Annotated in this window: 18 protein-coding genes; 7 read left to right on the top strand and 11 right to left on the bottom strand. The window is 73.0% G+C overall.

What is annotated here, in order from left to right:
* Window positions 1-99 precede the first annotated feature (99 nt).
* From AC07B0_RS04465 to AC07B0_RS04455, 3 genes are read right to left on the bottom strand one after another with little or no spacing between them, the layout of a single operon-like run.
* Complete coding sequence (locus AC07B0_RS04465; protein ID WP_356877741.1) at window positions 100-483, bottom strand: DUF3037 domain-containing protein; 384 nt, start codon at window positions 481-483, stop codon at window positions 100-102.
* Window positions 480-1,328 carry a HipA family kinase gene (locus AC07B0_RS04460; RefSeq protein ID WP_356877740.1) on the bottom strand — a complete coding sequence of 283 codons (849 nt, stop codon included), beginning with the start codon at window positions 1,326-1,328 and terminating at the stop codon, window positions 480-482. The genes AC07B0_RS04465 and AC07B0_RS04460 overlap by 4 nt, the downstream gene beginning before the upstream one ends.
* Window positions 1,329-1,373: 45 nt before the next feature.
* A complete protein-coding gene (locus tag AC07B0_RS04455) occupies window positions 1,374-1,988 on the bottom strand; it encodes a cysteine hydrolase family protein (RefSeq protein WP_478896740.1) in 615 nt (204 codons plus the stop codon).
* 76 nt (window positions 1,989-2,064) lie between these two features.
* On the opposite strand from AC07B0_RS04455, the gene AC07B0_RS04450 reads away from it, so the two are divergent.
* A complete protein-coding gene (locus AC07B0_RS04450) occupies window positions 2,065-2,523 on the top strand; it encodes a pyridoxamine 5'-phosphate oxidase family protein (RefSeq protein ID WP_478896738.1) in 459 nt (152 codons plus the stop codon).
* Between the two features lie 22 nt (window positions 2,524-2,545).
* Here the strand turns inward: AC07B0_RS04450 and AC07B0_RS04445 are convergent, their stop codons facing one another.
* Window positions 2,546-3,445 (bottom strand): LysR family transcriptional regulator, encoded by a 900-nt coding sequence (locus AC07B0_RS04445; protein ID WP_356877737.1) that lies wholly within the window; start codon window positions 3,443-3,445, stop codon window positions 2,546-2,548.
* A 74-nt stretch (window positions 3,446-3,519) separates the two neighbouring features.
* Here AC07B0_RS04445 and AC07B0_RS04440 point away from each other — a divergent pair, with 74 nt between their 5' ends.
* Window positions 3,520-4,551, top strand: a complete 1,032-nt coding sequence (locus AC07B0_RS04440) for a DMT family transporter (protein WP_478896736.1) — start codon at window positions 3,520-3,522, stop codon at window positions 4,549-4,551.
* A 72-nt stretch (window positions 4,552-4,623) separates the two neighbouring features.
* Here AC07B0_RS04440 and AC07B0_RS04435 read toward each other — a convergent pair whose 3' ends face one another.
* The gene (locus AC07B0_RS04435; RefSeq protein WP_478896734.1) at window positions 4,624-5,955 is read right to left on the bottom strand and encodes an aminotransferase class I/II-fold pyridoxal phosphate-dependent enzyme; all 1,332 of its coding nucleotides are present in this window, start codon (window positions 5,953-5,955) and stop codon (window positions 4,624-4,626) included.
* Between the two features lie 37 nt (window positions 5,956-5,992).
* Here AC07B0_RS04435 and AC07B0_RS04430 point away from each other — a divergent pair, with 37 nt between their 5' ends.
* A complete protein-coding gene (locus tag AC07B0_RS04430; RefSeq protein WP_467293515.1) occupies window positions 5,993-6,658 on the top strand; it encodes a pyridoxamine 5'-phosphate oxidase family protein in 666 nt (221 codons plus the stop codon).
* On the opposite strand, the gene AC07B0_RS04425 is transcribed toward AC07B0_RS04430, so the two are convergent.
* Window positions 6,640-7,614: a DMT family transporter gene (locus AC07B0_RS04425; protein WP_356884197.1), complete on the bottom strand. Its 975-nt coding sequence runs from the start codon at window positions 7,612-7,614 to the stop codon at window positions 6,640-6,642. The two genes, AC07B0_RS04430 and AC07B0_RS04425, sit on opposite strands and share 19 nt — an antisense overlap.
* A 290-nt stretch (window positions 7,615-7,904) precedes the next feature.
* Window positions 7,905-8,861, bottom strand: coding sequence for an EamA family transporter (locus tag AC07B0_RS04420; RefSeq protein ID WP_356884198.1), 957 nt, complete (start codon window positions 8,859-8,861; stop codon window positions 7,905-7,907).
* Between the two features lie 170 nt (window positions 8,862-9,031).
* Between AC07B0_RS04420 and AC07B0_RS04415 the strand changes: the two genes are divergently transcribed.
* Window positions 9,032-9,460 (top strand): type II toxin-antitoxin system Rv0910 family toxin, encoded by a 429-nt coding sequence (locus tag AC07B0_RS04415; protein ID WP_356884200.1) that lies wholly within the window; start codon window positions 9,032-9,034, stop codon window positions 9,458-9,460.
* Window positions 9,461-9,641: 181 nt separating this feature from the next.
* Here AC07B0_RS04415 and AC07B0_RS04410 read toward each other — a convergent pair whose 3' ends face one another.
* Window positions 9,642-10,256 (bottom strand): PadR family transcriptional regulator, encoded by a 615-nt coding sequence (locus AC07B0_RS04410; RefSeq protein WP_356884202.1) that lies wholly within the window; start codon window positions 10,254-10,256, stop codon window positions 9,642-9,644.
* A gap of 208 nt (window positions 10,257-10,464) precedes the next feature.
* Between AC07B0_RS04410 and AC07B0_RS04405 the strand changes: the two genes are divergently transcribed.
* Complete coding sequence (locus AC07B0_RS04405) at window positions 10,465-11,283, top strand: PhzF family phenazine biosynthesis protein (RefSeq protein WP_356884204.1); 819 nt, start codon at window positions 10,465-10,467, stop codon at window positions 11,281-11,283.
* Window positions 11,284-11,465: 182 nt separating this feature from the next.
* Here AC07B0_RS04405 and AC07B0_RS04400 read toward each other — a convergent pair whose 3' ends face one another.
* Together AC07B0_RS04400 and AC07B0_RS04395 are read right to left on the bottom strand one after the other, a co-directional pair.
* On the bottom strand, window positions 11,466-12,266 hold the full coding sequence (locus AC07B0_RS04400; RefSeq protein ID WP_478896732.1) for a CPBP family intramembrane glutamic endopeptidase: 801 nt from the start codon (window positions 12,264-12,266) through the stop codon (window positions 11,466-11,468).
* Window positions 12,267-12,400: 134 nt separating this feature from the next.
* Window positions 12,401-13,936 carry a glutamate-cysteine ligase family protein gene (locus AC07B0_RS04395; protein ID WP_356883835.1) on the bottom strand — a complete coding sequence of 512 codons (1,536 nt, stop codon included), beginning with the start codon at window positions 13,934-13,936 and terminating at the stop codon, window positions 12,401-12,403.
* A 496-nt stretch (window positions 13,937-14,432) separates the two neighbouring features.
* Here AC07B0_RS04395 and AC07B0_RS04390 point away from each other — a divergent pair, with 496 nt between their 5' ends.
* Both AC07B0_RS04390 and AC07B0_RS04385 read left to right on the top strand, forming a co-directional pair.
* Window positions 14,433-15,053 (top strand): hypothetical protein, encoded by a 621-nt coding sequence (locus AC07B0_RS04390; RefSeq protein ID WP_478896730.1) that lies wholly within the window; start codon window positions 14,433-14,435, stop codon window positions 15,051-15,053.
* Between the two features lie 270 nt (window positions 15,054-15,323).
* Entirely contained in the window at window positions 15,324-15,512 is a 189-nt protein-coding gene (locus AC07B0_RS04385) for a DUF5999 family protein (protein ID WP_007262885.1), read from the top strand.
* Window positions 15,513-15,607: 95 nt separating this feature from the next.
* Here AC07B0_RS04385 and gcvP read toward each other — a convergent pair whose 3' ends face one another.
* Complete coding sequence (gcvP, locus tag AC07B0_RS04380; RefSeq protein WP_467293505.1) at window positions 15,608-18,493, bottom strand: aminomethyl-transferring glycine dehydrogenase; 2,886 nt, start codon at window positions 18,491-18,493, stop codon at window positions 15,608-15,610.
* Between the last annotated feature and the right edge of the window lie 41 nt (window positions 18,494-18,534).

The following is an 18,534-nucleotide window of genomic DNA, read 5'->3' as shown; positions in this document are numbered from 1 at the left end:
TCAACGGGGGCCCTCCCGGGGCGTGGTGCGCGCCGCTCCCGCCCGCGTCCGGCGCCGGTCGCCCGGGCCGGGCCGCAGGCGGGGGAACCGGCGGGCCGTTCAGCGGACCAGCAGGTCCAGGAGGCGTTCCACCTCGGCCTCCGGGTCGGCCGTCAGGCCGGTGTGCACCGGGCCGGGCTGGACGACGGTGCTGCGCGGCGCGATCAGCCAGCGGAACCGCCGGCCCGCGTCGCCGTCGGCCGCCTGCCCGGCCCGTTCGCCGCCCGCGCACAGCCCCTCGACCCCGTACAGGGCCGCCCGGACCCCGGCCACGTCGGCGCCGGGGTCGAGGGCGAGGAGCTTCGCCTCGTCGAGGTGGGTGCGCGCGGCGACGTACGAACGCGCCCGGCAGTAGACGATGACGCCGGCGTTGAAACACTCGCCGCGCTCCATCCTGGGCACCACGCGCACCAGCGCGTACTCGAACACGTCCCGCTTGGTCACTGGTCGTCGCTCGTCTTCTTGTTGATCTTGTGGGGCCATTCGGGGAGGTGGTCGGTGAGCCAGCCGGGCGGACCCGACGGAGCCTTCACCCGCGCCTCCAGCGAGATCCTCTCGTGGATCGTGGCCGCGCGCGGCAGCAGCGCCTCCACGTAGGCGCGGCGGACCCCGTCGGCGGAGTCGAAGCCCGGCTCGTCGACCAGCCACTCGTCGGGGACGTCGGCGGCGACCTCGGTGAGCAGCTCCTCGGTCACGAGCGGGGCGAGCTCGGCGGCGGCAGCGGCGATGTCCGGGCCCGCGGAGGCCAGGACGTGGTCGGAGGCGTCGTAGGGCTTGGCCGAGGCGGCCGGGGCGGTGGGCCAGTTGTGCTGCCAGATCATCGTGGCGCCGTGGTCGATGAGCCACAGGTCCCCGTGCCAGACCAGCAGGTTGGGGTTGCGCCAGGACCGGTCGACGTTGTTGATCAGCGCGTCGAACCAGACCACGCGGCCCGCCTCGACCGGATCCGCCCGGTAGGCGAGCGGGTCGAAGCCGATCGAGCCCGGCAGGTAGTCCATGCCGAGGTTCAGCCCGCCGCTGGCCTTCAGCAGCTCCTGGACCTCCTGGTCCGGCTCGCCGAGCCCGATGACGGGGTCGAGCTGCATCTGCACCAGGCGCGGTACGCGCAGGCCGAGGCGCTGGGCGAGGCGTCCGCAGACGACCTCGGCGACGAGGGTCTTGCGGCCCTGGCCGGCACCGGTGAACTTCATGACGTAGGTACCGAGGTCGTCGGCCTCGACGATCCCCGGGAGCGAGCCGCCCTCGCGCAGGGGCGTGACGTAGCGGGTCGCGATCACTTCTGTGAGCATCCGCCCAGGCTATCCGGCGGCCCCGGTCCGCCTTCCGAGGCACCGTCAGCGCGCGGGCCCCCAGCGCTCCAGCAGGGCCTCGGTCGTGGTGACGGACGCGACCAGCGCGAGGGAGTTGCGGATCACCTCGGCGGTGCAGGAGGCGGGGACCCCGGCGATGGCGTCCGCCGGGACGACCACCTGGTAGCCGAGGTTCACGGCGTCGAAGACGGTGTTCGGGATCGCGATGTTGGAGGAGACCCCGGTGACGACGAGGGTGCGGACGCCGAGGTTGCGCAGCAGCGCGTCGAGGTCGGTGCCGGCCATCGGGGAGAGCCCGTGCAGCCGGCGGACCACGAGGTCGCGGTCGGCCACGGTGATCGGTGCCGCGATCTGCACCGCCCGGGTTCCGGTCAGCTGGCGCACCGGCAGTTTCCCGGCGGCCCGGAACAGCCGCGCGTTGGCGTTGGCCCCCCGCCCGTCCGGCCGCCGCTCGGCGACCGCGTGCACCACCTGTACGCCGGCCCCCCGCGCGGCGTCGGCCAGGGCCGCCACCCGGGCCAGCATGCCGGAGTCGCGGGCCTCCTTCGCCAGCTCGGGCAGGGCGCTCTCCTCGCCGACGACGCCGTTCTGGCACTCGACGGTGAGCAGCGCGCTGGTGGCGGGATCGAGATCCGGCATGGCTCCCCCTGGCGTGGCGACGGAAGAGCCCTCATGATTCCTGACACACAGTCAGATGTGAAGGGGCGTGGGGCGGATGGACGGGACCCAGCGGCGGGGGCGCCGCATCATGATGACCGACGGGGAGGTGGACGCCTTCCTGCGCGAACAGCGCACGTGCCGGGTGGCCACGGTCGCCCCGGACGGACGTCCGCACGTCGGCGCGCTGTGGTTCGCCTGGGACGGGAAGTCGCTGTGGCTGTACTCGATCACGCGCAGCCGGCGCTGGTCCGACCTGCGCGCCGATCCGCGGATCTCGGTGGTCGTGGACTCCGGCGAGTCGTACGACGAACTGCGCGGCGTGGAGCTGTCCGGCAGCGCCGTCTTCGTCGGCGAGGCCCCCCGGACCGGCGAGCCCTGCCCGGAGCTGGCCAAGGCGGAACGGCTCTTCCCGGTGAAGAACTTCGGGATCGAGGAGATGCCCCACGACGGCCGCCACGCCTGGATCCGGCTCACACCGGAGTCGGTGGTGTCCTGGGACTTCCGCAAGATCTGACGGCGCGGGCCGCGACAGGGCTCTAGACGAGCGCCGCCGCCTCGTGGAGCGCCTCGACCGCGGCGCGGATGGAGGGGCGGCGACCGGCGTCCGCCCGCCAGACGGCGTACACGTGGCGTCGTACGGCGTCGCAGACCGGGAGCAGCCGCACCCCGGGCGGCACGGGCCCGCGGCCCAGCCGGGGCGTCACGCACACGCCCAGCCCGGCTTCCACGAAGGCGAGCTGGGTGTGGTGCTCCTCGGCGATGTGGGCGATGCGCGGCTCGATGCCGGTCCCGCGCAGGGTGAAGACCAGCCACTCGTGGCAGAACTGCCCCTCGTTCCAGGAGATCCAGTCGTCGTCGGCGAAGTCCGCGAGGGAGATCCCGTCCCGGCCGGCCAGCGGGTGTCCGGCCGGGACCGCGATGTCGACGCCGTCGTCCAGGAGGTGGGTACGGGTCAGCTCGGCCGGCACCGGCATGCGCTTGTTGTGCCAGTCGATGGCCAGGGCCATGTCGAGGTCCCCGCGCACGACGGCGGCCATGCTCTCCTCGGGTTCCCGTTCCCTTACGAGGGCGCGCAGTTCGGGGTGGCCCGCGCGCAGGGAGGACAGGGCCCGGGGCAGCAGTCCGCGCATGGCCGTGGGGAAGGCCCCGATCCGCAACTCCCCCACCGCGCAGCCCCGCTGAGCCTCCACATCGGCCTGGGCGAGCTCCACCTGGGAGATGATCCGGGCGGCGTGGTCCGCGAGGAGCCGCCCCGCGTCCGTGAGCCGGACCCCGCGGCCGCTCTTGGCCAGGAGGGGCTGCCCGACCTCCCGCTCCAGCTTGGCCATCTGCTGCGAGACGGCGGACGTGGTGACGTGGAGTCCGCCCGCGGCGGCGCTGACCGAGCCGTGGCGGGCGAGGGCGTCGAGGGTGCGCAGGCGCTCCAGGTTCAACATGTAAGCGATGCTACGCCGTCACCCCCACGAACTCTCGCTTGTCCTACGAAGTCGCGCGCAGGAGAGTAAGCCACATGAGCGCATCGGCACCCTCCCGCCCCACCTCCACCTCCTCCTCCCCCGCCCCGACGACGGCCGCCCCGGGCACGGCCGCAGCGAAGGCCGGCGGCCCGTCCGTCACCCGCGTCGCCGCTCCCGGAACCGGTCCCGCCACCGGAACCGGCCTGGACTGGCGCCTGCGCTTCGCCGTCCTCTCGGTGGTCTGGGGCTTCAGCTTCCTCCTGATCAAGGTCGGCACGCAGGCGTACGCCCCCTTCCAGGTCGCCTTCGGCCGGGTCCTCTTCGGGGCACTGACCCTCCTCGCCGTCCTGCTGGTACGCCGGGAGCCCCTGCCCCGCGGACTGCGGACCTGGGGCCACCTCACGGTCGCGGCGGTGCTGCTGAACACCGTCCCCTTCTCGCTGTTCGCCTACGCCGAGCTGAGCATCCCGTCGAGCCTGGCCGGGATCTGCAACGCCACCTCGCCCCTGTGGGGCATGGCCCTGTCCCTGGTCGCCCTGTCCGAGGACCGCCCGACGCGACGCCGCTTCGCGGGTCTGGGCCTGGGCTTCGTCGGCGTCCTGACCGTGCTCGGCGCCTGGCAGGGCTTCGCCGGGGTCGACGCCAAGGGCACCGCGCTCGCCCTGCTGGCCGCGCTCTGCTACCCGATCGGCTGGATCTACGTCCGCCGCACCCTGGCGTCCGTTCCGGGCTCCCCGGTGGCGCTCACCGGGGCCCAGCTCCTGGTCTCGGCCGTCCAGCTGGCCGCCGTCAGCGCCGTGTTCACCTCGGCACCCGCCTCGTTCCCGCTGTGGCCGACCCTCTCGGTGGTCGCGCTGGGCGCCCTCGGCACGGGCATGGCCCTGCAGATGCAGTACCGGCTGGTGACGGAGGTCGGTCCGACGACCGCCCAGATGGTCACGTACTTCATCCCGGTGATCGCCACCGCCGCGGGCGTCATGGTCCTCGGGGAGCAGCTCCACTGGAACACCCCCGTCGGCGCGGCCGTCGTCCTGGCCGGCGCGGCCCTCACCCAGGCCCGCCCCGGAGCCCGCAAGCGCGGCTGAGGTCCGCCGCCCGGCTACCGGCGACCGGCCCCGCCGCCGCGTGCGGCGGGGCCGGTCGCGCCGGTGGCCGCGTCAGTCCCGGCGCCCGCCGAGCACGGGCCGCACCGCCGCCGCCACCGCGTCGGCGAGCTCGGGGACCTCCGCCGGGGCGAGGCCGGAGACGGTGATCCGTACCGCCGGCTGCGAGTCCACCCGGAACCGGGCGCCGGCCGACACCGCCCAGCCCGCCGTGAGCAGCCGCGTCACCACGGCCGTCTCGTCGGCCACCGGCACCCACACGTTCATCCCGCTCCGCCCGTGCGCCCGTACCCCCCGCTCCGCCAGCGCCGCGACCAGCGCGTCCCGCCGCGCCCCGTACGAGGCCGCCACCGCGGCCGGGTCCACGGCGCCGGTGGTCCACAGTTCCACCACCGCGTACTGGAGCAGCCGGCTCACCCAGCCCGGCCCCAGCCCCTGCCGGCCGCGGACCCGGTCCATGGTCACCCCGTCGCCCGTCAGGACGGCCAGCCTCAGGTCGGGGCCGTACGCCTTCGCCGTCGAGCGGATCAGCGCCCAGTGCCGGGTGGCGCCGCTCAGCGCGTACAGCGGAAGATCGACGATCCCGTGACCGTGGTCGTCGTCGACGACCAGCAGCTGCGGATGGGGCGCCAGCAGCTCCCGCAGGGCCGCGGCCCGTTCGGCGCTCACCGCCGCCCCCGTCGGGTTCTGCGCGCGGGCCGTCACGACGAGGGCCTTGGCACCCTCGGCCAGCGCCCGGGCCACCGCCTCCGGCCTGGGCCCCTCGTCGTCGACCGCGACCGGCAGCACCCGCAGGCCCATGGCGGGCGCCAGGTCCATCACGCTCCCCCAGCCCGGGTCCTCGACCGCCACCGCGTCACCGGGCCGCAGGTGCGCGGCCAGCACCCGCTCGATCCCGTCCAGCGCGCCCGAGGTCACGGCCATCGCCCCGGCCGGGACCCCGTCCGCCTCGAAGCCGGCCCGGGCGAGGAGCGCCAGTTCGGGGGCCACGGGATCCTGCCCGTACAGGGTCGGCGCCTCGGCGTACCGGCGGGCCGCCGCCGCGAGCGGCCCGTCCAGCGGGGGCAGCAGGTCCGGGTCGGGATTGCCCTGCGCGACGTCGCGCACCCCTTCCGGTACGGCCATCCGCAGCGCGTGGCGCGGAGCGGTCGCGGGCCGGTGCCGTACCCGGCTGCCGCGCCGCCCGTCCGTCTCGATGACCCCGCGCTCGCGCAGGGTCCGGTACGCGGCGGCCACGGTGTTGGGGTTCACCTCCAGTTCGCCGGCCAGCTCGCGCATCGGCGGCAACAACGTTCCCGGCTCCAGGGCGCCCGATCCGACGCCCGCTTCGACACTGGCCGCGATTTCCGATGCGCGACGCCCTGCGATCCGATAGTCTCCTAGCACAAACAAGATTATGCACTAGTACAACGGAGTCCGCACCATGACCACCACGCCCGCCGCCTACGAGCCCACCGACCGCACCGTTCCGAGCCGCTCCCGCGACCGGGCGCGCTACGACCGCGAGACCGTGCACTCGATACTCGACCAGGCCTACGTCTGCCACCTGGGCTTCGTCCGCGACGGCGCGCCGGTGGTCCTGCCCACCCTCTTCGGCCGGGTCGGCGACACCCTCTACGTCCACGGCTCGACCGGCTCCCGCCCGCTGCTCGCCGCGGGCAAGGCCGATCCCGGGCTCCCCGTGTGCCTGACCGTGACGCACGTCGACGGACTGGTCCTGGCCCGGTCGGCCTTCCACCACTCCCTCAACTACCGCTCGGTGGTGGTCCACGGCACCGCCTACGAGGTCACCGACGAGGCGGAGCGCCGGATGGCGCTGGACGCCCTCGTGGACCACGTCGTCCCCGGCCGCTCCGCCGACTCGCGGCCCGCGAACGCCCGGGAACTGGCCGCCACCGCGGTGATCCGCCTAGACCTGGACGAGGTGTCGGCGAAGCTGCGCACCGGCGGCCCGAACGACGACGCCGAGGACCTGGACCTGCCCTACTGGTCGGGCGTGGTCCCGGTCGCCCCGGCCTACGGGACACCGGTCCCGGCCGCCGACCTGGCCCCCGGCATCGCGACCCCGGACTACGTCGCCGCGCTCTGAACCCCGGGGGCGGGCCGGACCGCCACCGGCCCCTCCGCGGGCCTGCGCGCCTCGGAGCCGATCAGCGCGCCCACGGCCGCGAGCAGCAGTACGGTGCCCAGCACCACGGCACCGGTCAGCCGCTCCCCGAGCAGCGCGACCGCGATCACCGCGGCGCTCACCGGCTCGATCAGCATGATCACGGAAACGGTCGCGGCACGCACGGACGCGGCGCCCGTGAAGTAGAGCGCGTACGCCAACGCCGTCGGCACGACGGCCACGTACGCGAGCAGCCAGAGCACCCGCGCCGTGTCGGCGGTGTGCGGCAACAGCCCCTCGACCGCGGCGAGCGGCAGCAGGCACACCGTGCCCACCCCCACCGACCACGCGGTGGTGACGAGGGGGTCCCCGCCGGCCCCGCGCCGCCCGAGCCAGCGGGCCCGCAGGGTCATCGCCGCGTACCCGGCGGCGGAGAGCAGCGCCCAGAACACCCCGAGCGGCCGCACCTCACCGCCCCCGGAGCCGAGGACGAGTACAGCGAGCCCGGCGAGGGCGCCGGCGACGGCGGCGACCCCGCCCCGCCCCAGCCGCTCGCCCATCCAGTACCGGCCGCCGAGCGCGATCAGCACGGGTCCCGCGCCGAGGGTCACGACGGTGCCGACGGCCAGGCCGGTCTCCCGGACGGCGCCGAAGTACGCGGCCTGGAACAGGGTGAACATCAGCCCGGTCCCGATGAGCGAGGCGGCGGACGGGCGCCGCCCCCCGCCCGGCCGGCGCCCGGCACCGGGCCGGCGCAGGGCGAGCACCCCGAGCAGTACGACGAGCCCGCCGGCGCACCGCCAGAAGGACAGGGCGAGCGGGCCGAGGTCACTGGCCAGGAAGAGGAGGGAGGCGGCCGCTCCGGCGGTGCCCCAGGCGACTCCGGCGACGACGAGGTACAGCAGACTGCGCCCGGCAGCGGGCGAATGGTTCGACACGTGGTTCTCCGCGCATGCGTGAAGGATGAGGAAGGCCGGTCATCACTTCGCGGGCAGCACGAACCCGCCCGGGCCGCCGGAAGGCGGCCGGGGCGGGTGGTCCTCACAAGGGGCAGCCACCCGCGCCGGTCCTGCGCGGGAAAATCCCCGCGGGGCGCCCGCACGGAGTGCGGGACCGCGGGAGCGTCCGGGCAGGACCTAGGCGGCGGGAGGCGGCAGTACGGTCGACGGCATGGTCCGCACCCTACGCGCTCCCCCACCGCCCTGACCAGGCCCTACGGCCCGGCCGGCTACACCCGGGCCTTCTCCGGGCCGAGCACCGCGGGATCGGCCGCGCCCGGCGGGGTCGGCCGCGAGGACTGCGCGATGAAGGCACCGCCCAGCACCAGCGCCCCGCCCGCGATCTGCGGGAGGGAGAGGTGTTCGCCGAGCAGGATCCACGCGAGGACGGTCGCGATGACGGCCTCCAGGCAGGCGACCACGCCCGCCACCTGCGGGGAGAGCTTGCGGACCGAGACCACGCCGGTGACGTACGCGAACACGGTGGCGACCAGCACCACCCAGCCGAGCAGGGCGAACGCGGGCACCCGGAGGTCACCCAGGGCGGCGTACCCGCTCAGGACCTGCCAGTCCATCTGCCAGGGCCGGGCGATCACGGTCATCACCAGGGTGCCGACGATCATGCCGAAGGCGATCACGCCCATCGGGTCGGGCGCATCGTCCCCGTCCGCACCCTGGTCGGCGAAGACGAAGTAGAAGGCCTGGCAGCAGGCGGCGGCGAGGCCGAGCAGCACCCCGAGCGGGTCCAGGCTCAGCCCGGCCCAGATCTCGACCACGCAGGCCAGGCCGACGACGGCGACCGCCGCACCGGCCGCGGCCGACCGGGTCACCGGCTTGCGCTGTACGAAGCGGATCCAGCCGAGCAGCAGGGCCGGCCCCAGGTATTCCAGGAGCAGGGCCACGCCGACCGGGATCCGGGACAGCGACGCGAAGTAGAACGCCTGCACGCCGGCGACGGCTATGAGCCCGAAGCCGGCCAGGAGCAGCGGTTTGCGCCGCACCAGATCGCGGTGCCGCCAAGCCAGCGGGGACAGCACCAGCGCCGCCCCGGCCACCCTGAGCCACACCATGTGCAGCGGGTCCAGACCCGCCTCGATCAGCGGCTTCGCCGCGACCCCCGAACCACCGAACGCGCACGCCGAGACGAGGGCGAGGCCCAGTCCGGCGTTCTTCCCTGACGCTTGCATCAGGCCATCATGGCAGGGCCGGTCAGGACCGTCACCGCTATGACACCTGTTGAGACACAGCTGAGATCCACATCGTCCGGAACCCGATATCTGACAGGTCGTCAGTATTGAATGTTCCGGTCGCCGGGACTACCTTCCGCCGCACGAACCCGACGAGAAGGGGTGGACGCATGGCTGAAGTCACCGCGGAATCACGCATCGAGGCGCCCGCCGCGAAGCTCTGGGCCCAGCTGACGGACTGGGACGCGTACGGCCAGTGGAGCATGACCCACACCAACTTCCCGAAGGGCGGTCCCGAGACCCTCGCGGTCGGCTCCACCTTCGCCGAGAACATGAAGATGATGGGCTTCCCGGCCGAGGTCCTGTGGACCGTCTCGGAACTGGAGGACGAACGCCTCTTCGCCATCACCGGCAAGGGACCCATGGGCGTGGCCGTCCTCACCCGGTACACCCTGACCGCCGACGGCGGGGCCACCACCGTGCGCATCGACGGCGAGTTCACGGGCGCCGCGGTGTCCCTCATGGCGGGCAAGCTGAAGGACTCGGCCACCGCCGCCCTGAACGAATCGCTGCGCAAGCTGGCCGGGCTGGTCGCCTGACCGGCGCCACGACGGTCCGCCCGGACCCGCGAACACGACGGAGCGCCCCGCGAGAGGTCTCGCGGGGCGCTCCGTCGTCCGGGAAGCGCCGCGGCGGCGCTTCCCGGAGCCGGCCGCCGGACCAGCGCACGTCGGCTCAGCGCTCGTCGGCTCAGCGCTCGTCGACTCAGTGCTCGTCGGCTCAGTGCTCGTCGGCCAGGATCAGGTAGAGCTTCTTGCGGGCGTCGTTGATCACACCGAGGGCCTTCTCGCGCTGCTCGGGCGAGCCGGTCTTGAACACCTGCCCGAAGGCCTCCATCAGGCCGATCCCGGCCGTCCGGACCTCGTGCATCGCCTCGAAGTCGAAGCCCCGGCCGGCGTCCGCCCAGGGGGCGTCCGGACCGGACTCCGCCTCGGCGCGGCCGGCGTCGGTGAGGGTGAAGAGCTTCTTGCCGCCCTCGCTCGCGCTGAGGATGAGCCCCTCGTCCTCCAGGAGTTGCAGGGTCGGGTAGACCGAGCCGGGGCTGGGCTTCCAGGCCCCGCCGCTGCGCTCACCGATCTCCTGGATCATCTCGTAGCCGTGCATCGGCCGGTCGGCGAGCAGCGCCAGGATCGAGGCGCGCACGTCACCGCGCCGCGCCCGGCCCCGCGGTCCGCCGCGGCCGCCGCGCCCCCCGAAGGGACCGCCGCCGAAGGGCGGGCCGAACGGCCCGAAGGCGGCGCGCCGCCCCTGGAACTCCTCCCGACGGTCGGGCCCGCAGTGGCCGTGACCCCGCCCGTGCTCATGTCCATGGTCGTGCTGTCCACGTGAACGCATCACTGCGCTCCTTTCGTCATCGCTTGTCATCGCGGTCGTCGTCTTTCGACTTCTTCACTATCGCTGATCCATCGCGATGCGTCAACGATATATCGGAACCGGTCGCCGATGCGGGAGCGAACACGAGTGCACGGGGTCAGGAGGAAGCAGGCCAGTCACCCCGGATTGGCCTTTGGCCGGGTTCGGGCGACCGCCCTACGGTCGGTCCATGCGCATCCGAATCGTCGACGCCTTCACCGACCGCCCCTTCCACGGGAACCCCGCAGGAGTCCTGCTCCTCGACGGCCCGTTCCCCCCGGACGCATGGCTCCAGCAGGTGGCCGCCGAGGTCAACCTCTCCGAGACGGCCTTCGCCCACCCCCTGCCGCCCGGCGGGGACGCCGACTGGGCGCTGCGCTGGTTCACCCCGGCGGCCGAGGTCGACATGTGCGGGCACGCCACCCTCGCCACCGCCCACGTCCTCGCCTCGGACGGCCTCGCCGACGGCCTGATCCGCTTCGGCGCGCGCTGCGGCGTCCTCACGGCCCGGGCCGACGGGGACGGCTCGGTCACCATGGACTTCCCGACGTCCTCACTGACCCCGGTGGACCCGGAACCCGAGGTGGGCCGCGCACTGGGCGCCGCGATCAAGTCGGTCCACGACACCTCCGCCCACATCGGCGACCTGGTGGTCGAACTGGCCGACGAGCGGACCGTGCGCGAACTCGCCCCCGACCACGCGGCCCTGCGCGCGTACTCCCGCCGCGGGGTGATCGTCACCGCGGCCGCCGAGAACCCGGCCCTCGGCTACGACTTCGTCTCGCGCGGCTTCTTCCCGGCCGTCGGCATCGACGAGGACCCGGTCACCGGCAGCGCGCACACCGCGCTCGCCCCCTTCTGGGGCCGGCGCCTGGGCCGCACCGAGATGACCGGCCTCCAGGGCGGAGCGCGCACCGGCCTGGTCCGGGTCACCCTCGCGGGCGAACGCACCCTCCTGACGGGGAACGCCGTCACCGTCCTCGACGGCGAACTGCTCACGTCCCCCTGATCACGGCACTAGGGCCTGTCGTCAAACTCCCGTCGTCGCCCGGAGGGCGGCCCTGCGGCGTCTGGTGCGTGCTCTCGGTGCGCCGGGCGGAAGCCCGCGTACTGGACGTACTTGGCTTTCGCCCGGTGCGGCGAGAGCGCGTGCCAGGCGTCGCGGGGCAGACGGGAGTTTGACGACAGGCCCTAGGGGGTGGGCAGCCAGTCCACCTCGCCCGCGAGCAGCGCGTACCCGCCGAAGGCCACGATGTCGAGCAGCGCGTGCGCGACGACGAGCGGCCCCACCCGGCCCCAGCGCCGGTAGGCCAGGACGAAGACCACGCCCATCACCACGTTGCCGATGAAGCCGCCGATGCCCTGGTAGAGGTGGTACGAGCCGCGCAGCACGGAGCTGGCGACCAGCGCGGCCATCGGCGACCAGCCCAGCTGATCGAGCCGGCGCAGCAGGTAGGCCAGCACGATGACCTCCTCGACCACGGAGTTCTGCACCGCGGAGAGGATCAGCACGGGGAACTTCCACCACACGTCGGGCAGCGCCTCGGGCACGACCGTGAGGTTGAAGCCGGTGGCGCGGGCACCCAGGTAGAAGGCGAGGCCCGCGCTGCCGATCCCGGCGGCCACGAGCGCGCCCCGGCCCAGGTCCTGCCACGGCCGGGTCAGGTCGAAGCCCAGCACCCGCAGCCCGGGCGCGCCCTCGCGGGTCAGCAGGTGGGCGACGAGCAGGACGGGGACCAGCGCCGTCGCGATCCCGAACAGCTGCCAGGCGAGGTCCAGCCAGGGCCGGCCGGGCGCGTACGAGCCGTTGAGCGTCGCGGCCTGGTCCTTCAGGCCGCCCGGCTTGGTGAGCGAGCCGATGAAGCTGATCAGCGCGGAGACCGCGCTCGCGCCCAGCGACAGGGCCAGCACGAGCAGCGTCTCGGTGCGCAGGACACCGCGCCGTTTCTGCTCGTCCAGCTCCACGACCACCGGCTCCGGCTCCGTGCGCACGCCCGACTCCCGTCCCGCCACCGCTGCGGGCCATCCCGCCGCGACGTCCTGTTCGACCACCCCATACTGCCCCCTCGGGAGCCATGGGGGATCATCGCGGCGGGATCACGCGGCGGGATCACGGGACGGGCCGGTCAGCGGCCGACGGCCGTGGCGGCGTCCACCTCCCGTTCCGCGAGCCCGACGGGCCAGGTGTGCACGGGGTCGCCCCGGTGCATCAGCTCGCTGTACCGGCGGGTGGTGGCGGCCAGCGCGGCGTCCCGTTCCAGCCCGCCGGCGAGGGCCCGGTGGTAGGTGTCCACCTGCCAGGTCGCCCCGTTCACGCGCCGCCGGCACCGCTCCTCGATGATCCCCAGGTAGTGGTCCCGGTCCGCGGCCTCGATCCCCCAGGCGTCCAGCCCGGCCGCGGCCATCGGCAGCAGCTCGTCCAGCACCAGCCGCACCGCCGGTACGCTCACCAGTCCCCCGGCCCGCCCCCGCCGCGGCCAGCGCAGCCGGGCGTCGATCCCGTACCGGCAGGCGGCGTCGAAGTTGGCCTCCGCCTCCGCGAACGGCATCCGGGTCCACACCGGGCGCTGCTCGTCGGCGAGGGTGCGTACGAGCCCGTAGTAGAAGGCCGCGTTGGCGACGACGTCGGCGACGGTCGGCCCGGCCGGGAGCACCCGGTTCTCCACGCGCAGGTGCGGCACCCCGTCGGCGACCCCGTACACGGGCCGGTTCCAGCGGTAGACCGTGCCGTTGTGCAGGACCAGTTCCTGCAGGCTCGGCACCCCGCCGTCGGCCAGGACCCGCAGCGGCTCCTCCTCGTCGCAGATCGGCAGCAGGGCGGGGAAGTAGCGGACGTTCTCGGCGAACAGCTCGTACGCCGAGTCCACCCACCGCTCCCCGAACCAGGTGCGCGGCCGCACCCCCTGGGCCTGGAGCTCGGGCGGGCGGGTGTCGGTGGCCTGCGTGAACAGCGGCGGCCGCGACTCCCGCCACAGCTCGCGCCCGAACAGGAACGGCGAGTTGGCGCCCACCGCTATCTGTACGGCGGTCACCGCCTGGGCCGCGTTCCACACGTCCGCGAACCGCGCCGGAGTCACCTGGAGGTGCAGCTGTACGGAGGTGCAGGCGGCCTCCGGCACGATCGACCCGGTGCTCCAGGTCAGCCGCTCCACCCCGTCGATGTCGAGGGTGAAGTCCTCCCCCCGCATCATCAGGATCTGCTCGTTCAGCAGCGAGTAGCGGTCCACCGCCGAGAGGTTGGCCGGTGCCAGGTCGGCGCGGGAGAGCGTCGGCAGGATCCCGATCATCACGACGCCCGCGTCGATCTCGGCGGCCTGCCGGTGGGCGTAGTGCAGCCCTGCGCTGAGCTCCTCCGCGAGCTGGTCGAAAACCCGGCCTTCGAGGCGGTGCGGAAGTACGTTGACCTCCAGGTTGAACATTCCGAGTTCGGTCTGGAAATCGGGGCTGGCAATCCGCTCCAGCACCTGGGCATTCACCATTCGCGGCAAACCGTCGGCACCCGCGAGATTCAATTCGATCTCCAGCCCCATCATGTTCTTGGGGCGATCGAACCTCTTCTCCGCCAGAAGCCGCTCCAGTCCCTCCAGGCACTCGTGAAGCTTCCTCCGATACCGTTGCCGATCGGACAGGTCGAATCCGCCTGCCACGACCTTCTCCCCCATCGAAGCGTCCCTCCCTCGAGCGGCCCGGCTTGTGCACCCGGGCGCGCGTGTACGGTCGATGATGCCCAGACGCCGTGATCGATAACGCCGGTATCGAGCCCTCTGACGGCAGCGCGCGCCGGTATGGCCGGAAGGGCGCTTCGGCACATTCACCTGGCAAGTCTTCGTATGCAAATTCCGCGTCGACTTTGCCGGTTCCGGATAGCCGATGCTTTCCAGCCGAGCCCCCTTCCGGTAGCCTCCGAGGTCAGCGCGGCACGTTCGCGCTCGCGCGGCATGAATGGCATCACAGTGGGACCGGTAAGCGACTTGTCGGCAATGGCCGGGACAGCTAGCCGAAACACTGCGTGAACACGTGTCGTATAAACTCCGCAAACGAGGCAGAGAGTTGGCGCGCGGTCATTGCCCCTCAGCCCCCCTCTGGCCCCAGAATGCGACAGCGCCGTCCCGCACCTTCCCCCGCACCACAGGTCTCCCAAGTGAGAGGCGACCCACCATGCCGCTGCATGTCCCTCCGGCTCCCGCGCCCGCCCTGCGCAGCGTCCTCGCGGCACTCGGTTCCCCCACCGCCGTCCACGAGGCGCACACTCCGGCCCTGCGCGCGGTCCAGGGCCCGCTGACCGCGGAACTCCCGCTCCCGGTCCACGTGCTCGACCGGCTCCACACCTCCAACCTCGCGGCCGGCGGAAGGCCCCCGCGCACCCGGCTCACCGCGTGGCGGTTCCTGATCCGCAGCGGCGACCGCTTCGTGGCCGCGGCCGACACCCGCCTCACCGCGGACGGCTGGGCCTTCTCCCACTTCTTCGAGGGCCCCTACGTCGCGGCCACCGAACGCGCCCTGCGCCAGGCGGAGTCCCTCGGCCAGAGCTACCAGCCGCGCCTGCTGTCCGTCCCGGAGCTGTACATGCTGACCCTGTGGCTGCACGGCGCGGTCGGCGCCGATGCCGCGGCCGGTCTGCCGGCCGCCGCCGACCTGCTGGTTCCGCTGGCCCCGGCGCCGCCCGGGATCGCCGCGTACCGGCCGCACACCGTTTCCGAACTGCTGCCCGTGCTGACGCACCGGCTGACCCCCCAGGCACCTCCGGTACCGCCACCGGTCGCCGCCCCGGCGGCCTGAACCGATCCATCCGGATTGCCCATTCGGCCTAGTCCGCTCGGGCCACTAGCGAACCACCCGAAATGACAGGGGAGTTGACCTGAACCGCCCGCACGAGTGATGCGTCCTCAATCCATGAGGACAGCTGCGGGGAAATACCTGCGAAGCAGCCGTCCTGGGGGAAGACTGAGCCCATCCTCCCCGCAGGTGCGGGGACGACCCAGGGGGACGGCCATGAATCACGCATCGAGCCGTAGCGAACAGACCACACCGCAGCGAAAGAACGCATCCATGTGCCAGCACCAGCCTGCCTGCCCGTCATCAGAGTCCGCCGACCGGGAGGCCGCGCGCCCGGTGGCCAACCACCCGGAGCAGGGCTGGAGCCTGCTGTGCAACGGCGTCCTGCTCTTCGAGGACACCGGTGAACTCCTGCCGGACGGCCAGATCATCGCGCCGCACCGCCCGCTCGCGGCGGCCTGACCGACGAGGACGACGAAGGGGCCGGTCCCGGAGCCAAAAGCTCCGGGACCGGCCCCTTCCCACGCGTCAGCGTCCTGTCACCGCATCAGGCGGGATCAGTTGTCGTACTCGTCCAGCGGCGGGCAGGAGCACACCAGGTTCCGGTCGCCGAACGCGCCGTCGATCCGGCGCACCGGCGGCCAGTACTTCTCGGCGGCCGTGACCCCGCCCGGGAAGACGGCCTCGTCCCGGGTGTACGGGTGGTTCCACTCGCCGCCCAGCGCCGCGGCGGTGTGCGGGGCGTTGGCGAGGGGGTTGTCCTCCAGCGGCCACTCGCCGCCCGCGACCCGCTCGATCTCGCCGCGGATGGCGATCATCGCGTCGCAGAAGCGGTCGATCTCGGCGAGGTCCTCGGACTCCGTCGGCTCGATCATCAGCGTGCCGGCCACCGGGAAGGACATGGTCGGCGCGTGGAAGCCGTAGTCGATCAGACGCTTGGCGATGTCGTCGACGCTCACGCCCGTCGACTTCGACAGCGGGCGCAGGTCGATGATGCACTCGTGCGCGACCAGGTTGCCCGGGCCGGTGTAGAGCACCGGGTAGTGCGGCTCCAGACGCTTGGCGATGTAGTTCGCGCCGAGTACCGCCACCTGGGTGGCGCGCTTGAGGCCCTCACCACCCATCAGGCGTACGTACGACCAGGAGATCGGCAGGATGCCCGCCGAGCCCCACGGGGCGGCCGAGATCGGGCCCACGCCCGTCTCGGGACCGGCCGTCGGCTGGAGCGGGTGGTTCGGCAGGTAGGGGGCCAGGTGCGCCCGGACACCGACCGGGCCCACGCCGGGGCCGCCGCCGCCGTGCGGGATGCAGAAGGTCTTGTGCAGGTTCAGGTGCGAGACGTCGCCGCCGAAGTGACCCGGCTTGGCCAGACCCACCAGGGCGTTCAGGTTGGCGCCGTCCACGTAGACCTGGCCGCCGGCCTCGTGCACCTGGGCGCAGATGTCGGCGACGTGCTCCTCGAACACGCCGTGCGTCGACGGGTAGGTGATCATCAGCACGGCGAGCTCGTCGCGGTACTGCTCGATCTTGGCGCGCAGGTCGTCCGCGTCCACCTCGCCGTCGTCGGCGGTCTTGACGACGACGACCTTCATGCCGGCCATCACGGCGCTCGCCGCGTTGGTGCCGTGCGCGGAGGAGGGGATGAGGCAGACGGTGCGCTGCTCGTCACCGTTGGCGCGGTGGTAGGCGCGCACGGCCAGCAGGCCGGCGAGCTCGCCCTGGGAGCCGGCGTTCGGCTGGATGGAGACCTTGTCGTAGCCGGTGACCTCGCAGAGACGTTCCTCCAGCTCCGTGATGAGCGTGAGGTACCCCTCCGCCTGCGCGACCGGGGCGAACGGGTGCAGCTGGCCGAACTCGGGCCAGGTCACCGGTTCCATCTCGGTGGTGGCGTTGAGCTTCATCGTGCAGGAGCCCAGCGGGATCATGCCGCGGTCCAGCGCGTAGTCCTTGTCCGAGAGCTTGCGCAGGTAGCGCAGCATCGCGGTCTCGGAGCGGTGCTGGTGGAAGACCGGGTGCGTCAGGACCTCGTCCGAGCGCAGCAGGCCCTCGGGGAGGGTGTCGGCCGTGGTCGCGTCGAGGGCCTCCAGGTCGGCCGAGACGCCGAAGGCGGCCCAGACGGCGTCGACGTCGGCGCGCAGGGTGGTCTCGTCGCAGGAGAGGGAGACGTGGTCGGCGTCGACCTGGAACAGGTTGACCCCGCCCTCGCGGGCGGCGGCGACGACCTCGGCGGCCTTGCCGGGAACCCGGGCGGTGACCGTGTCGAAGTACGAGCCGTGCACGATCTCGACCCCGCCCGCCGTCAGGCCCGCGGCGATCAGGGTGGCGTAGCGGTGGGTGCGGCGGGCGATCGTCCGCAGGCCGTCGGGGCCGTGGTAGACGGCGTACATGCCGGCCATGACGGCGAGCAGCACCTGCGCCGTACAGATGTTGCTGGTGGCCTTCTCGCGGCGGATGTGCTGCTCGCGGGTCTGCAGCGCGAGGCGGTAGGCCTTGTTGCCGTCCGCGTCCAGGGAGACTCCGACGAGGCGGCCGGGCAGGGAGCGGGCGTGCTTGGCCTGGACGGCCATGTAACCGGCGTGCGGGCCGCCGAAGCCCATCGGAACGCCGAAGCGCTGGGTGGTGCCGACCGCGATGTCCGCGCCCAGCTCGCCCGGCGAGGTCAGCAGGGTCAGGGCGAGCAGGTCGGCCGAGACCGCGACGATCGCGCCGAGCCCGTGCGCCTGGTCGATGACCGGCTTGATGTCCCGTACGGCACCGGAGGCGCCCGGGTACTGGACGAGCACGCCGTAGATCCCGCGCTCGGCGATCTCGGCCGGGATGCCGGCGGACAGGTCGGCGACGACGACCTCGATGCCGATCGGCTCGGCGCGGGTCTCGATCACGGCGATCGTCTGCGGCAGCGCGTCGGCGTCCACGAGGAAGACGTTGCCCTTGGCCTTGCCGACCCGGCGGGCCAGCGTCATGGCCTCGGCGGCGGCCGTGCCCTCGTCGAGGAGGGAGGCGCCGGAGGTCGGCAGACCGGTCAGGTCGGCGACGACGGTCTGGAAGTTGAGCAGCGCCTCCAGGCGGCCCTGCGAGATCTCGGGCTGGTAGGGCGTGTACGCCGTGTACCAGGCCGGGTTCTCCATGACGTTGCGCAGGATCACCGGCGGGGTGAAGGTCCCGTAGTAGCCGAGGCCGATCATCGAGGTCAGGACCTGGTTGCGGTCGGCGAGCGAACGCAGCTCGGCCAGCACCTCGGCCTCGGTCCGCGCCTCGGGCAGGTTCAGCGCCTCGGCGGTCTTGATCACATCCGGTACCGCGGCGGCGGTGAGCTCGTCCAGGGAGCCGTAGCCCACGTGGGCGAGCATCTTCGCCTGCGCCTCGGCATCCGGGCCGATGTGGCGCTGCTCGAAGGGGATGCCTCGCTCGAGCTGAGAGAGCGGAATGCGGTTGGCGGTCATTACGGAGGCCTCCTGGTCGTATGACCTGCGAGGGGCACCAC

Source organism: Streptomyces sp. NPDC044704, from assembly GCF_056433525.1.
This window is presented reverse-complemented; position numbering and strand designations above follow the sequence as displayed.

Bases quoted from the DNA above. Each gene is read 5' to 3' on its own strand.
- AC07B0_RS04445 (WP_356877737.1), bottom strand. From the start codon at position 3,445: ATGTTGAACCTGGAGCGCCTGCGCACCCTCGACGCCCTCGCCCGCCAC.
- AC07B0_RS04405 (WP_356884204.1), top strand. From the start codon at position 10,465: ATGCGCATCCGAATCGTCGACGCCTTCACCGACCGCCCCTTCCACGGG.
- AC07B0_RS04450 (WP_478896738.1), top strand. From the start codon at position 2,065: ATGGACGGGACCCAGCGGCGGGGGCGCCGCATCATGATGACCGACGGG.
- AC07B0_RS04440 (WP_478896736.1), top strand. From the start codon at position 3,520: ATGAGCGCATCGGCACCCTCCCGCCCCACCTCCACCTCCTCCTCCCCC.
- gcvP (WP_467293505.1), bottom strand. From the start codon at position 18,493: ATGACCGCCAACCGCATTCCGCTCTCTCAGCTCGAGCGAGGCATCCCC.
- AC07B0_RS04390 (WP_478896730.1), top strand. From the start codon at position 14,433: ATGCCGCTGCATGTCCCTCCGGCTCCCGCGCCCGCCCTGCGCAGCGTC.
- AC07B0_RS04395 (WP_356883835.1), bottom strand. From the start codon at position 13,936: ATGGGGGAGAAGGTCGTGGCAGGCGGATTCGACCTGTCCGATCGGCAA.
- AC07B0_RS04415 (WP_356884200.1), top strand. From the start codon at position 9,032: ATGGCTGAAGTCACCGCGGAATCACGCATCGAGGCGCCCGCCGCGAAG.
- AC07B0_RS04455 (WP_478896740.1), bottom strand. From the start codon at position 1,988: ATGCCGGATCTCGATCCCGCCACCAGCGCGCTGCTCACCGTCGAGTGC.
- AC07B0_RS04460 (WP_356877740.1), bottom strand. From the start codon at position 1,328: ATGCTCACAGAAGTGATCGCGACCCGCTACGTCACGCCCCTGCGCGAG.
- AC07B0_RS04430 (WP_467293515.1), top strand. From the start codon at position 5,993: ATGACCACCACGCCCGCCGCCTACGAGCCCACCGACCGCACCGTTCCG.
- AC07B0_RS04410 (WP_356884202.1), bottom strand. From the start codon at position 10,256: ATGCGTTCACGTGGACAGCACGACCATGGACATGAGCACGGGCGGGGT.
- AC07B0_RS04385 (WP_007262885.1), top strand. From the start codon at position 15,324: ATGTGCCAGCACCAGCCTGCCTGCCCGTCATCAGAGTCCGCCGACCGG.
- AC07B0_RS04420 (WP_356884198.1), bottom strand. From the start codon at position 8,861: ATGCAAGCGTCAGGGAAGAACGCCGGACTGGGCCTCGCCCTCGTCTCG.